This window comes from Flavobacteriales bacterium (assembly GCA_026129465.1).
Taxonomy (GTDB): Bacteria; Bacteroidota; Bacteroidia; order Flavobacteriales_F; family PHOS-HE28; genus PHOS-HE28.
Genome location: JAHCIA010000001.1, coordinates 223,459 through 236,068 on the forward strand (window position 1 = coordinate 223,459; position 12,610 = coordinate 236,068).

The following is a 12,610-nucleotide window of genomic DNA, read 5'->3' on the forward strand; positions in this document are numbered from 1 at the left end:
GCGGAGACTAAGGTAGCCGGTGGATCGGAAGGGCGTTCAGCGTTGTGTTACGCGGCGCTCCCACCACGTCAGGTAGACGATCAAGGCATGGGCGGTTGCCTGTGCCTGGCCGGGGGATCGGCTGGCGAGCCGGCGTCTTACGGTCTGCACCGCCGGCCAGGAAAGGCTTGCCGCCTCCACACGATCCCGACGCAACAGCCCATCCATCAGACCCGCAAGGGGGCCCAGGAGCAGGTCTCGCAGGGGAACTTCAAAACCTTGTTTGCGGCGTGCAAGGACGGCGGATGGGAGCAGATCGCCGAAAGCTTCGTGCAGGATGGCCTTTCCCCGCCCGCGCCCGAACTTCCTTTCGGCCGGCAGGCTGAAGGCGAGTTCCACCACGCGGCGGTCCAGGAAGGGGGGGCGCACTTCCAGGCCATGCGCCATGCTGGTGAGGTCCACCTTGTGGAGCATGTCGTTGGGCAGCACGGTCATCACGTCGGCCAGGAGGAAACCGTTCATGCCCGGCATGCGGACCATGTCTCGGGTCATGGCGTTCTCGCGTTCACTGAGTTCGATCGGGTGGGCAGCCTGTGGCACCAGCGCGTTGGCATCTCCATCAGCATCGAAGGAGGCCAGGTTGAGCCAGCGGTTCTCCCTGTGGCCATCGCTCGCACTGGCGAAGCGCTCAAGCTTGCGGAAGGCGTCGGCCATGGGGTTGTTACGCGACCGTGGCAGCACGCGCCACAGGGGGCCCAGGGCCATCACGAGTTTCTCCAACGGACCGGGCCGGACCAGTCGCAGCTCAGCCTGGTGCTTCCGGTAGCCGCCGAAGACCTCGTCCGCACCATCGCCGCTGAGGGCCACGGTAACATGCTTGCGGGTTTGGCGACAGAGAATGTAGGAGGGGAGGGCGCTACTGTCGGCGAAGGGCTCGTCGATGGCGGCGAGCAGGTTCATGTAGGTCGCCGCGAGGTCGTCGCGCGTGAGCTTGAAGGTGGTATGCTCCGAGCCGATGTGGCGGGCGACTTCCTCGGCGTAACGCGTCTCGTCGAAGTAGGGGTCGTCCGTGTAACCGATGCTGAAGGTGTGCAGTCCCTTGTGGTGCCGGGCTGCCAGGGCGCTGATGATGCTGCTGTCCAACCCGCCACTGAGGAATGTGCCGATGGGCACATCGCTGATCAGGCGCAGGCGCACCGCATCATCCAGCAGTTCGCGCAGCTGGTGAACAGGATCGACCGCGGTCGGTGTGTACTGGGCGGCCTCCACCGGATCGTACCACCGTGCCCGCTCCACGCCGCCACGTTCCACGCGCAGCAGATGGCCCGGTTCCAGCTTGCGCACGCCTTTCAGGATGCTCCACGGCGCCGGTACATAGTGATAGTCGAAAAGCTGGTGCAAGCTGTGCCGGTCCACCTCGGCCTGCGCCCCCAAGGCCTGCAAGGCCCGGAGTTCGCTGCCGAAGAGGAAGCGGCCATCCTGCTCACACCACCAGAGCGGTTTGATGCCGAAGCGGTCGCGTGCCAGGAAGAGGGTGTCGTCCTGTGCATCGTGGATGGCCAGCGCGAAGAATCCGTTCAGGTCATGCAGGAAGGACACTCCCTTCACAGCGAAGAGCCGCAGGACCACCTCGGTGTCCGTGTGGCTGCGGAAGGTGTGGCCCTTCGCTTCGAGCCCTGCCCTTATTTCCTGGAAGTTGAAGACCTCGCCGTTGAAGACGATGGTGTAACGCCCGCCATCATCCGTGAATGGCTGGTGACCGGCGCTGCTGGTGTCGATGATGCTCAGGCGGCGGTGGCCCAGTACGGCGCGGCCGCCGCGGTGCACGCCCTCATCATCCGGACCCCGGTGCATGATGCAGCGCAGGGCAGCGGCAATGCGATCATCGGCTGGCGGGGTGCCTTGCAGCTGATATGATCCGGCGATGCCGCACACGTGTCCGCCGAAGCTTTAGTGAAGGCGGACGCCTTCACGGTGCGACAGAGGGATCGTCATCACAAATGGATCACCTCGCCGTACGCCGCCGCGGCCGCCTCCATGATCGCCTCGCTCATGGTGGGGTGCGGGTGCACGGTCTTGATGATCTCATGACCGGTGGTCTCCAGCTTGCGGATGCTCACGCACTCGGCGATCATCTCCGTCACGTTCAGGCCCACCATGTGTGCGCCGAGCAGTTCGCCGTACTTCGCGTCGAAGATCAACTTCACGAAACCGTCGGTGTTGCCCGCCGCCTTGGCTTTGCCGCTGGCGCTGTACGGGAACTTGCCCACCTTGATCTCCAGGCCCTTCTCCTTGCATTGCTTCTCGGTGAAACCGACGCTGGCCACCTCGGGCACGCAGTAGGTGCAGCCGGGGATGTTGTTGTAGTCCAGCTTTTCCGGGTGATGCCCGGCTATCTTTTCCACGCAGATGATGCCCTCGGCGCTGGCCACGTGCGCCAGGGCCTGGCCCGGGGTGCAGTCGCCGATGGCGTAGTAGCCCGGGATGTTGGTGGCGTAAAAGTCGTCCACCTTGATCTTGCCCTTGTCGGTGACGATGCCCACCTCTTCCAGGCCGATGCCTTCCAGGTTGGCCGCGATGCCCACTGCGCTCAAGACGATGTCGCACTCGATGGTCTGCTCGCCCTTGGGGGTCTTCACGGTCACCTTGCAGGACTTGCCTTTTGTATCCACGGCGGTCACTTCCGAAGAGGTCATCACCTCGATGCCCTGCTTCTTGAAGCTGCGCTCCAGCTGCTTGCTCACCTCCTCGTCCTCCACGGGCACGATGGTGGGCATGAATTCGATGAGGGTGACCTTGGTGCCAATGGCATTGTAGAAGTAAGCGAACTCGCTGCCGATGGCGCCGCTGCCCACCACCACCATGCTTTTGGGTTGCTCGGGCAGTACCATGGCCTCGCGGTAGCCGATGATCTTCTTCCCATCCTGCTTCAGGGCGGGCAGTTCGCGGCTGCGGGCGCCGGTGGCGATGATGATGTGCTTGCCCTCCACGGTGTTCTTCTTCCCCTTGTCGTCGGTGACCTCGATCTTCTTCCCGGGCAGCAACTTTCCGGTACCCATGATCACCTCGATCTTGTTCTTCTTCATCAGGAAGCCCACGCCCTTGCTGTTGCTGTCGGCCACCTCTCGGCTGCGTTTCACCATTCCGCCGAAGTCGGCCTTGGGCTCACCCACGGTGATGCCATAATCCTTGGCGTGCTGGATGTACTGGAAGACCTGGCCGCTTTTCAGCAGGGCCTTGGTGGGAATGCATCCCCAGTTGAGGCAGATGCCGCCGAGGGACTCGCGTTCCACGATGGCGGTCTTCAGGCCCAGCTGGCTGGCGCGGATGGCGGCCACGTAGCCGCCGGGGCCACTGCCGAGAACGATGAGGTCGTAGCTCATGTGATGGTGGTGCGAGGTTGGGGCGGCGAAGGTAGGGACGGTAGGTAGATGCGATGGTCGCGGACGTGGCGCGGCCACGCATCACGCGGACCGGCAAGAAAAAGGGCCGCCTGGTGGGCGGCCCTTCTCGCTTCCGCGATGCGGCTCCGATCAGGCTCCGATCCCCTCCTTGGGGTTGGGGCCATACTTGTTCAGGCCAGGCTTGCTGTCCGTAACGAACAGCACGATGAGCCAGATGGCGCCAATAATGGGGATGAAACCGATCAGGAGGAACCAACCGCTCTTGCCCACATCATGCAGGCGGCGGGCGGCCACGGCCAGACTTGGCAGCAACAAGGCCAGCGCGTAAAGCGCGTAGATCGGCCCGTAGCCGGTGGTCGGGTCGGCCATGCCGGTCGCATTGTCCAGCACCATGGCCACCACGGTGAAGATGATGTGGAAGAGCACGAACATCCAATATTCCTTGCGGCGCGCACGGCCTTTGAAGCCGACGTAGTTCTTCAGCACCTTGAGGTACCAGTTCATGTGTGATAGGGTTTGATGGGCATAAGGATATCGGCTTTCGGTATCCGCCATGGCGATCATGGAAAGCCTGTGGGAAAGTCGGGTGGACATGCCGGAAAGGACAGGGCGGCATCGGTCTATCTTGGCCGGAAACCAATCACCACCAACATGACCGACAGCACTACCCCTGTACCACGCACACGCCCCACCTTGCTCACCGTGCTTTGCATCCTGAGCTTCATCGCCGGTGCCTGGGCCGTGATCAGCGGCCTGATGAGTTTGACCGCCGCCCCCGACACCGAGGCGCTGCGCCAGCAGATGGACCAGGCCATGGAAGGCATGGAGGAGATCGGTGACAGCCCGATGGCGGGCTTCGCCCAAGGCATGGCCGAGCAGGCGGTGAAGGCCGCCGAGGCCGCCCGCCCGATGGGCATCGCCAACATGGTCATCGCCCTCATCAGCATTTTCGGCGTGTGGCAGATGTGGAACTTGAAGAAGACCGGCTTCTGGATCTACGTGCTGGCTTCCGTGGCGGGCCTGGCTGTGCCCATGGTCTTCCTGGGCGGTGGTCTCCTGGCCGTCATGTCCGTGGGCGTCGGGGGCTTCATCAGCCTGGTCTTCATCATCCTCTACGCGCTCAACCTCAAGCACATGAGCTGAGCTGCCCGGCGTCTTTCCTTTTCGAAGCCCCGTGGCCTTGCCGCGGGGCTTCGTCATGGACGGCCACTACTTTCGGCCCCCATGCCCGCCATGCCCACCGGAACCCTGCGCACCTTGTGCCTCGCCAGTTTCGTGAACACGGGACTTTTCCTGGTGATCTATGGCCTGGGCATCCTGTCCATGGCGGCAGTGCGAGGCATACCCTACGAGGAATATGAGACGCTTTTCCTGGACCGGGTGGCCACCTTCGCAGACCCCGCGCTACGGGGCGAGGTTGAGGAGGTCCTGCTGCTGATGCACCAGCATGGCGTGATGCTGATGATGATCCTCTTCGCACGGACCGCCCTGCGCTTCTATGGCGTGTTGGGCATGTGGCGTGGCCGGCCCAACGGGTTCCACATCTATGCCTTCGCGCAGTTGATGGGCATTTTCGCCCCGCATCTGGTGTTGCCCTGGAAATTCCTGGGCATCGGCGGGCCGGTCGCGGCGGTGGTCATCACCGCCTGGTACGGATCGCTGGTGCGCAAGAGCGGGCTGCCGCAGGAGTAACTTGTGCGGCATGGCCGGGGCGGAACTTATTCCGGATGAACAGCGGCGTTATGCCCGCCACCTGGCCCTGCCCGACTTCGGCAGCGAGGGACAGCGGAAGTTGAAGGATGCCAGTGTGCTGGTGGTGGGCGCGGGCGGCCTGGGCTGCCCGGCGCTGCTCTATCTCACTGCCGCAGGCGTGGGCCACATCGGCATCATCGACCATGATGTGGTGGATGTCACCAACCTGCACCGCCAGGTGCTCTATGGCATGGATGACGTGGGCCGGCCCAAGGCCGAAGCAGCGGTGGACCGGTTGAGGAAGCTGAATCCCCATGTGCGCTTCAGCATCCATCACACCAGGCTGACCAGTGCGAATGCCCGCGATCTCATCCAGCGATACGATGTGGTGGCCGATGGATCGGACAATTTCCCCACGCGCTATCTGGTCAATGACACCTGTGTGCTGCTGGACAAGGTGGATGTGCACGCGGGCATCTACCGGTACGAAGGGCAGCTCAGCGTGTTCAATCGGCCCGGATCGGACGGCCGGTGCGGCCCCAACTACCGTGATCTTCATCCGCGATCGCCTGCACCTGATGCGGCGGCCGATTGCAGCGAGGCCGGCGTGCTCGGCGTGCTGCCCGGTATCCTGGGTACGATGCAAGCCCTGGAGGTCATCAAAGTGATCACCGGTGTGGGTGATACGCTCCATGGAAGGGTATACCTCTTCGATGCCCGCACCTTCACTTCTCGCACGATGGCGTTGCCCCGTGATCCCGCCAACCCGTTGACCGGTGAGCATCCCACACGAACGCGACTCGTCGACAACGAGGCTTTCTGTGGTGCGAAGGATCCCGCGGAGGAGCAGACTCGAATGGAGATCGGACCGTTGGAACTGAAGTCATGGATGGATCGTGGGAAGCTCTTCCAACTGGTGGATGTGCGTGAAGGGCACGAACGAGCCATGATGCACATCGGAGGTGACCACATTCCGCTGGACCTGATGCCCGACCTGCACGAGCGCATCCGCCGCGATCGTCCGGTGGTCTTCTATTGCCGCAGTGGTGCGCGCAGCGCGATGGCCATTCAATGGCTGCGCGAGGCACATGGTCTCCAGGGATCGCTCAACCTCAAGGGCGGCATGCTGGCCTGGGAACAGGAGGTGGTCTCAGGACCGCCAGCACCATGATGGATCGCATCGCCTTGGTTTGACCGGTGCCGCAGGTCACATCTTCTTGTCCTCGCCTCGTTCAACTTTGCGCCCCAGACCCCATCCATGAGTTCCATCGGCCAACACCTGCTCGGGATCCTCCTGGCCGGTGTCATTGGCGTAGCCGGCCATTTCGCGTCGGCCTGGTCGCTTGTGCCGGTCAATGGTATCCTGCTGGCCCTGCTTCTGGGTGTGCTGGTGGGCAATCTGGTGCGTTTACCGGTCGCCATCAGGCCCGGTGTGGCCTTCACCAGCGGCCGCCTGCTGGAGGTCTCCATCCTCTTCCTCGCGTTCGGCATCAACTACACGCACATCGCCGCACTGGGCGTGAAGGCCTTCAGCATCGTGGCCCTCGTGGTCTTCGCCATGGTGCTCATCACCTGGCGGTTGGCCACGGCGGTGCGCTGCCCCGGAGCCACCGGCTGGCTGGTGGGTTTCGGCACGGCCATCTGTGGCTCATCGGCCATTGCGGCGCTGGCGCCTGTTGTCACGAAGAACAAGGAGGACGTGGGCATCGCCATGGCCGTGGTCAATCTCTTCGGCAGCCTGGGCATGATCGTGCTGCCGATGCTGCTGATGGAACTGGACCTCGATGCCGCGCGCATGGGCCTGCTGCTGGGCGGCACGCTGCACTCGGTGGGCAACGTGGTGGGCGCGGGCTATGCGATCGACAATGCCGTCGGCGAGGCCGCTGTCACCATCAAGCTGGCCCGTGTGGCCCTGCTCTCACCGGCCCTCATCCTTTTCAATGTGTTGGTGAACCATGGCCGGGTGGAGCGCTGGCAGCAGCACTTCCGCCTGCCATGGTACCTCTGGGGCTTCGTCGCCATCACCATCATCGGATCCCTGACGCCGCTGCCACCGGAGCTGATACGCACCATGGGCACCATCGGCCAGTTGGCGCTCACCATCGCCATGGCCGCCATCGGCTTGCAGGTGAGCTTCGGGGAACTCTACCGGTCCGGCAGAAAGGGTCTGGGCTTCGGGCTCATCATTTTCGCCATCCAGTTGTGTCTGGTGGCGGGCCTGGTGTGGCTTCTCTGAACCGGTACTCAGCCCCTCACGGCGATGCCGCTGATCTCCACGTTCACCCCACGCGGCAGTCCTTTCACGGCGACCGCCTCACGCGCTGGTGGCACTTTGCCGAAGTAGCCGCCGTACACCTCGTTCACCGCGGCGTAATGCGCCATGTCGCTGAGGAAGATGGTGACCTTCACCAGGTGCTCGTAGTCCAGCCCGGCGGCCTGCAGCAATGTGCCGATGTTCGCCATCACCTGCCGGGTCTCGGTGGCGATGTCTCCCGTGTGCAGGTTTCCTTCACCGTCCAAGGCGATCTGGCCGCTGAGGAATACGAAGCCGCCGGCCTCGATGGCGGGCGTGTAAGGCGCCAGGGGAGGAGCGGCGTGGGGCGGGTGGATGGGTTTTTTCATGTGGGGGACGTTGAAGGCGGAAAGTTGACACGATCCTGGCAACGCTCGTCAAAGTTGGTGGATGGTCCGTACATCCACCTTCCAACATGTCCATCCGCCAAGCCCCTGCGGCCAACCCAATAGCTTTGCCGCCCATGAACGACCGCCCGCTGATCCTGGTGACCAATGACGACGGCATCTTCGCGCCCGGTATCCGAACGTTGGTGGAGGAGGTGATGCCTTTCGGCCGCGTGCTGGTGGTGGCGCCGGACAAGCCGCAGAGCGCCATGGGCCACGCCATCACGATCCACAGTTTCCTCCGTTTGCAGAGCGTGGAGCTGATCGACGGTGTGGAGGCGTGGAGTTGCAGCGGCACGCCGGTGGACTGCGTGAAGCTGGCCATCTACAAGCTGCTCGGCGGCAGCAAACCGCACCTGCTGGTGAGCGGCATCAACCACGGCGCCAACATCAGCATCAATGTGCTGTACAGTGGCACCATGAGCGCGGCCGTGGAGGGCGCCATGGAGGGCATTCCCAGCATCGGCTTCAGCCTGATGGACCACGGCATGGAGGCGGACTTCACGCAGGTACGCCCCGTGGTGCGCAAGCTGGTGGAGAACACCTTGAAGCATGGCATGGCCGAGGGCATCTGCCTCAATGTGAACGTGCCGCGCAACACGGGGCTGCCGTTGAAGGGCATGCGGGTGTGCCGCCAGGCCAAGGCGAATTGGGAGGACGAGTTCGAGACGCGCCACGATCCCGGCAACAAGGAGTACTACTGGCTCAAGGGCGAATTCCGCAGCAAGGACCAGGGCGAGGATACCGATGTGTGGGCCGTGGACAACGGGTACGTGAGCATCGTGCCCACGCAGTACGACATGACGGCCCACCACGCCATCGCCACACTGAACACCTGGGACCATGCGCTGGGATAGCACCGCCACCGGGGTGGTCACCGGTCTGCTCGTGCCCATCGCGGGCTTCTTCCTCTATGCGCTCATCCACATCACCTGGGTGCGGCCCAACCTCGATCTCCACGCCTTCATCCACGACCTCTTCCTTGGCACGCGCGCCAACCAGGCCCCCATCCTCAGCCTTTCGCTCATCGCCAACCTCGCGCCTTTCTTCCTCTTCGACCGCTACGACAAGCACAAGGCCATGCGCGGCGTGATCACCGCGACCCTGGTCTACGGAGTGATCATCGTGGTATTGGTCTTCTGATGCCATGGCGAAGCGTCTCTACATCATCGCGGGTGAGGCCAGCGGCGACCTGCATGGGGGGAACCTCGTGCGGGAGCTCTTCGCCGTGGCGGAAGGCAGCGGCGGTTCGCCAGCGGGCCGGTTGGCGGGTCCATCCCAGGTCACGTCCGGCGGATCGCCACTTCGGATCAGGGCCTGGGGTGGCGACCGCATGGCCGAAGCCGGTGCCGAGGTGGTGAAGCACTACCGCGAGCTGGCCTTCATGGGTTTCACGCAGGTGATCATGAACCTGCGCACCATCCTGCGCAATATCACGGCCTGCAAGCGCGACATCGAAGCCTTCAAGCCCGATGCGCTGGTGCTGATCGACTACCCCGGCTTCAACCTGCGCATAGCGGCATGGGCACATGCCAGGGGCATTCCCGTGTACTACTACATCAGTCCGCAGGTTTGGGCCTGGAAGAAGGACCGCGTGAAGACCATCAAGCGGGTGGTGCGGCGCATGTACTGCATCCTGCCCTTCGAGCAGGACTGGTACGCCCGCCACGGCATGGACGTGGACTTCGTGGGGCATCCGCTGCTGGACGCGATAGAGCAGGAGGGAAGGGCGCCCCTGAAAGCCCTGCCCGGAGATGACGGCCGCCCTGTGGTGGCCCTGCTGCCCGGCAGCCGCCGCCAGGAGATCGCGCGCATGCTTCCCCTGATGGCCGCCACGGCGAAGAGCTTTCCGCAACATCGTTTCGTGGTGGCTTCCGCACCGTCGGTGCCGATGGACTTCTACCGGGAACTCCTTGGCGATGCGGCGATCACCGTGGTGCAAGGGCGCACCTACGACCTTTTGCGCCAGGCCCATGCCGCGCTCGTCACCAGCGGCACGGCCACCCTGGAGACGGCGCTGTTCGGCGTGCCGGAGGTGGTCTGTTACAGCGGCAGCGCCCTCAACGTGTGGATCGCCAAGCGTTTGGTGGACATCCAATTCATCAGCCTGGTGAACCTGATCATGGAGCGTGAAGTGGTGCGCGAATTGATCCAGGACGAACTCACGGAGGACAACCTGCGCAAGGAGCTCGCGCCTCTGGTGGAACAAGGGCCCAGGCGCGCGGCGATGCTGGCCGATCTGGAAGCCCTGCGCCACAAACTGGGTGGTCCGGGCGCCAGCCGCAAGGTCGCATCGGCCTTGTGGAAAAGTCTCGCGGAAGCGCCCTGAGACCGTTTCGGGCACCCCTGTACTTTGCACCCCGCATGTTCGCACGCACGTTGCTTACCCACGCGCTGTGCCTCGTGCTCGCTGCGCCCTTGTTGGCCCAGGAGCGCGGCGTACGCATCGGCCTGCTGCGCCAGAAGGCCGTGAAGAACGTGCTGGTGATGAGCGCCAAGGGTCCTTGTGTGCTCTATGCCGATGGCCAGCGGATCGGCGAGTTGCCCGCCAATGATGGCTTGCGCATCGAGGTGTCGCCCGGGGGCATCAGTGCCAGGTCCCTCGCGCATGTCTTCACCGCACGCCGCCGGATCGAAGTGGTTCCCCGCCTGGCGGAGGGTGGTTTCCGATTGCGGGCGCCCGATCTGAAGATCCCGGAACAGAACTACCCCGGTACGCTGGAAATGACGGCCGCGAACGGGGCGTTGTCGCTGGTGAACCATGTGCCGCTGGAGGCCTACACCGCCGGCGTGGTGCAAAGCGAGGCCGGCAACCACCACCATGTGGAATACTACAAGCTGCAAAGCGTCTCCTGCCGCACCTACGCGCTCAGCAACCAGCGCAAGCACCTGCCGGAAGGCTTTGAATTATGCGACGGCACGCATTGCCAGGTGTACCACGGGCGGTCGCGCAATGACAGCATCCTGCAGGCGGTGGCCGAAACGCGCGGCCTTGTGCTGGTGGACTCCGAGATCCGGATGATCCACGCCACCTTCCACAGCAACTGCGGCGGTGAAACGGTGAACGCCGAGGACGTATGGAGCAAGAGCGAACCCTACCTGCTGGCCACCACGGACACCTTCTGCCTCGGAGCGCCGCAGTCGGCCTGGGAGAAAGTGCTCACCAAGGGCGAATGGCTCGGCTACCTCAAACGCAAGCACGGATTCACTTCCACAGACCCCGAGTCGCTCAAGGCCGTGCTGGAGCATGAGCCGGGTTGCCGCGATCTCTTCCTGGGCAACGTGCGGCCCCTGATACCGCTGAAGATGGTCCGCGAGGACCTGAAGCTGCGTTCCACATTCTTCTCCATCCACACCCAAGGCGAGCAGGTGGTGTTGCGGGGCCGCGGCTTCGGACACGGGGTGGGCCTCTGCCAGGAAGGCGCCATGCGCATGGCCCGCGCCGGACGCACCTACACGGAGATCCTGCACCACTACTACACGGACGTCCATCTCGTGGACCTGACCACGATCGACTTCTTCCGCGACGAGGCGCCCGTGACCGGGCCGGGCGGGCCCAGCGGGCGGTGAGGGTGCGTCTACCTTCGCCGCCATGCCACAGGCCCGCATCATCATCGACGACCGCAACGACCGCGTACGCCTGGGACATCCTTGGATCTTCGGCACGCAGGTGCTGAAGGAGGAGGGCGCCTATGTGCCCGGTGATGTGGTGCAGGTGTTGGATGCGAAACGACGGGCGTTGGGGCAGGGCTACATCAATCCCGCGTCCATGATCAGGGTGCGGCTGCTCACCAGCGATCCGGCCGACCGGGTGAGCAAGGCCTTCATCACCGCGCGCTTGAAGCGGGCAGTGGCATTCCGGCAAGGACGTGGTCTGCGGCCCGACGGCCGGGGCGGCTGGGAAGGGAGTTGCCGGCTCGTTTTCGGTGAGTCGGATCTGCTTCCCGGCCTGGTGGTGGACCGTTTCCAGGATGTGGAGCGCGGGGAGACAGCGCTGGTGGCGCAGTTCCTTACGCTGGGCATGGAACGGTGGCGTGATGTGGTGATCGAGGTGTTGCAGGAGGAGGTGAGGCCGGCCGTGCTGGTGCTGCGCAACGATGTGCCCATCCGCGAAAAGGAAGGTCTTCCGCTGGAGAAGGGTTTTGCCGGCAAGGCGGGACGCACGGATCTGGTCATCGCGGAAGGGGACGGCGGTGTGCGCACACATGTGGACCTGATGGGCGGCCAGAAGACCGGCCACTTCCTGGACCAGACCCTGAACCATGCGGCCATGGCCTTGGTGGGCCCGGGGAGAAGGGTGCTGGACTGCTTCACACATACCGGAGGGTTCGCGCTGCATGCTGCGAAGCATGGTGCCACGGAGGTGCTCGGTCTGGACATCAGCGCGGAGGCCGTGGCCATGGCCGCGCGCAACGCCGCGCTGAACGGCTTCCAACGGACCACCTTCAGGGAGGCCAACGTCTTCGACCACCTGGCCGCGATGGACCGCCGGGGTGAACGCTGGGACACGATCGTGCTCGACCCTCCGGCATTCGCCAAGAGCAAGGGCGCGCTGGAGAACGCGTACCGCGGCTACAAGGAGATCAACCTGCGGGCGATGAAGTGCCTGCCCAGCGGCGGGTTCCTGGTCACCTGCAGCTGCTCGCAGCATATGACGCCCGAGTTGTTCCGCCAGGTGCTGGCCGATGCCGCGCTCGACGCCGGCCGGCGGCTGCGCGAGTTGTACAGCGGTTCCCAGCCTCCGGACCATCCGATCCTCTGGGGGCTGCCGGAGACGCACTACCTGAAGTGCCTCATCCTGGAGGTCCTGTAGGGCCGGCCGCCCGCTGCGCATCCCGTTCCCGGGCCTTCTGGAT

General features: G+C 64.1%; 13 protein-coding genes. 9 read left to right on the plus strand and 4 right to left on the minus strand.

Annotation, left to right across the window (positions count from 1 at the left end):
• Window positions 1-36: 36 nt before the first annotated feature.
• From asnB to KIT10_00875, 3 genes are all read right to left on the minus strand, one after another.
• On the minus strand, window positions 37-1,914 hold the full coding sequence (gene asnB / locus KIT10_00865) for an asparagine synthase (glutamine-hydrolyzing) (protein ID MCW5897791.1): 1,878 nt from the start codon (window positions 1,912-1,914) through the stop codon (window positions 37-39).
• 59 nt (window positions 1,915-1,973) lie between these two features.
• A complete protein-coding gene (gene lpdA / locus KIT10_00870) occupies window positions 1,974-3,362 on the minus strand; it encodes a dihydrolipoyl dehydrogenase (protein MCW5897792.1) in 1,389 nt (462 codons plus the stop codon).
• Between the two features lie 150 nt (window positions 3,363-3,512).
• Complete coding sequence (locus tag KIT10_00875) at window positions 3,513-3,887, minus strand: DUF805 domain-containing protein (GenBank protein MCW5897793.1); 375 nt, start codon at window positions 3,885-3,887, stop codon at window positions 3,513-3,515.
• 147 nt (window positions 3,888-4,034) lie between these two features.
• On the opposite strand from KIT10_00875, the gene KIT10_00880 reads away from it, so the two are divergent.
• From KIT10_00880 to KIT10_00895, 4 genes are all read left to right on the plus strand, one after another.
• Window positions 4,035-4,526: a hypothetical protein gene (locus KIT10_00880; protein MCW5897794.1), complete on the plus strand. Its 492-nt coding sequence runs from the start codon at window positions 4,035-4,037 to the stop codon at window positions 4,524-4,526.
• 90 nt (window positions 4,527-4,616) lie between these two features.
• On the plus strand, window positions 4,617-5,075 hold the full coding sequence (locus KIT10_00885) for a hypothetical protein (GenBank protein ID MCW5897795.1): 459 nt from the start codon (window positions 4,617-4,619) through the stop codon (window positions 5,073-5,075).
• Window positions 5,076-5,085: 10 nt separating this feature from the next.
• Window positions 5,086-6,246 carry a molybdopterin-synthase adenylyltransferase MoeB gene (gene moeB / locus KIT10_00890; GenBank protein MCW5897796.1) on the plus strand — a complete coding sequence of 387 codons (1,161 nt, stop codon included), beginning with the start codon at window positions 5,086-5,088 and terminating at the stop codon, window positions 6,244-6,246.
• 87 nt (window positions 6,247-6,333) lie between these two features.
• Window positions 6,334-7,311: a putative sulfate exporter family transporter gene (locus KIT10_00895; protein ID MCW5897797.1), complete on the plus strand. Its 978-nt coding sequence runs from the start codon at window positions 6,334-6,336 to the stop codon at window positions 7,309-7,311.
• 8 nt (window positions 7,312-7,319) lie between these two features.
• Here KIT10_00895 and KIT10_00900 read toward each other — a convergent pair whose 3' ends face one another.
• Window positions 7,320-7,697: a Rid family detoxifying hydrolase gene (locus tag KIT10_00900; protein ID MCW5897798.1), complete on the minus strand. Its 378-nt coding sequence runs from the start codon at window positions 7,695-7,697 to the stop codon at window positions 7,320-7,322.
• Between the two features lie 134 nt (window positions 7,698-7,831).
• Between KIT10_00900 and surE the strand changes: the two genes are divergently transcribed.
• The 5 genes from surE to KIT10_00925 are packed head-to-tail and all read left to right on the plus strand — an operon-like array spanning window position 7,832 to window position 12,567.
• Window positions 7,832-8,611 carry a 5'/3'-nucleotidase SurE gene (surE, locus tag KIT10_00905; protein MCW5897799.1) on the plus strand — a complete coding sequence of 260 codons (780 nt, stop codon included), beginning with the start codon at window positions 7,832-7,834 and terminating at the stop codon, window positions 8,609-8,611.
• Window positions 8,598-8,897, plus strand: coding sequence for a hypothetical protein (locus KIT10_00910; protein ID MCW5897800.1), 300 nt, complete (start codon window positions 8,598-8,600; stop codon window positions 8,895-8,897). The genes surE and KIT10_00910 overlap by 14 nt, the downstream gene beginning before the upstream one ends.
• A gap of 4 nt (window positions 8,898-8,901) precedes the next feature.
• On the plus strand, window positions 8,902-10,083 hold the full coding sequence (lpxB, locus tag KIT10_00915) for a lipid-A-disaccharide synthase (protein MCW5897801.1): 1,182 nt from the start codon (window positions 8,902-8,904) through the stop codon (window positions 10,081-10,083).
• Between the two features lie 35 nt (window positions 10,084-10,118).
• Complete coding sequence (locus KIT10_00920; GenBank protein MCW5897802.1) at window positions 10,119-11,324, plus strand: SpoIID/LytB domain-containing protein; 1,206 nt, start codon at window positions 10,119-10,121, stop codon at window positions 11,322-11,324.
• Window positions 11,325-11,346: 22 nt separating this feature from the next.
• Window positions 11,347-12,567, plus strand: coding sequence for a class I SAM-dependent rRNA methyltransferase (locus KIT10_00925; GenBank protein MCW5897803.1), 1,221 nt, complete (start codon window positions 11,347-11,349; stop codon window positions 12,565-12,567).
• Window positions 12,568-12,610 lie beyond the last annotated feature (43 nt).

Excerpts from the sequence above, each read along its gene's own strand:
- KIT10_00925 (MCW5897803.1), top strand. The coding sequence starts at position 11,347 with ATGCCACAGGCCCGCATCATCATCGACGACCGCAACGACCGCGTACGC.
- KIT10_00885 (MCW5897795.1), top strand. The coding sequence starts at position 4,617 with ATGCCCACCGGAACCCTGCGCACCTTGTGCCTCGCCAGTTTCGTGAAC.
- lpdA (MCW5897792.1), bottom strand. The coding sequence starts at position 3,362 with ATGAGCTACGACCTCATCGTTCTCGGCAGTGGCCCCGGCGGCTACGTG.
- moeB (MCW5897796.1), top strand. The coding sequence starts at position 5,086 with ATGGCCGGGGCGGAACTTATTCCGGATGAACAGCGGCGTTATGCCCGC.
- KIT10_00910 (MCW5897800.1), top strand. The coding sequence starts at position 8,598 with ATGCGCTGGGATAGCACCGCCACCGGGGTGGTCACCGGTCTGCTCGTG.
- KIT10_00880 (MCW5897794.1), top strand. The coding sequence starts at position 4,035 with ATGACCGACAGCACTACCCCTGTACCACGCACACGCCCCACCTTGCTC.
- KIT10_00875 (MCW5897793.1), bottom strand. The coding sequence starts at position 3,887 with ATGAACTGGTACCTCAAGGTGCTGAAGAACTACGTCGGCTTCAAAGGC.
- KIT10_00895 (MCW5897797.1), top strand. The coding sequence starts at position 6,334 with ATGAGTTCCATCGGCCAACACCTGCTCGGGATCCTCCTGGCCGGTGTC.
- KIT10_00900 (MCW5897798.1), bottom strand. The coding sequence starts at position 7,697 with ATGAAAAAACCCATCCACCCGCCCCACGCCGCTCCTCCCCTGGCGCCT.
- lpxB (MCW5897801.1), top strand. The coding sequence starts at position 8,902 with ATGGCGAAGCGTCTCTACATCATCGCGGGTGAGGCCAGCGGCGACCTG.
- KIT10_00920 (MCW5897802.1), top strand. The coding sequence starts at position 10,119 with ATGTTCGCACGCACGTTGCTTACCCACGCGCTGTGCCTCGTGCTCGCT.
- surE (MCW5897799.1), top strand. The coding sequence starts at position 7,832 with ATGAACGACCGCCCGCTGATCCTGGTGACCAATGACGACGGCATCTTC.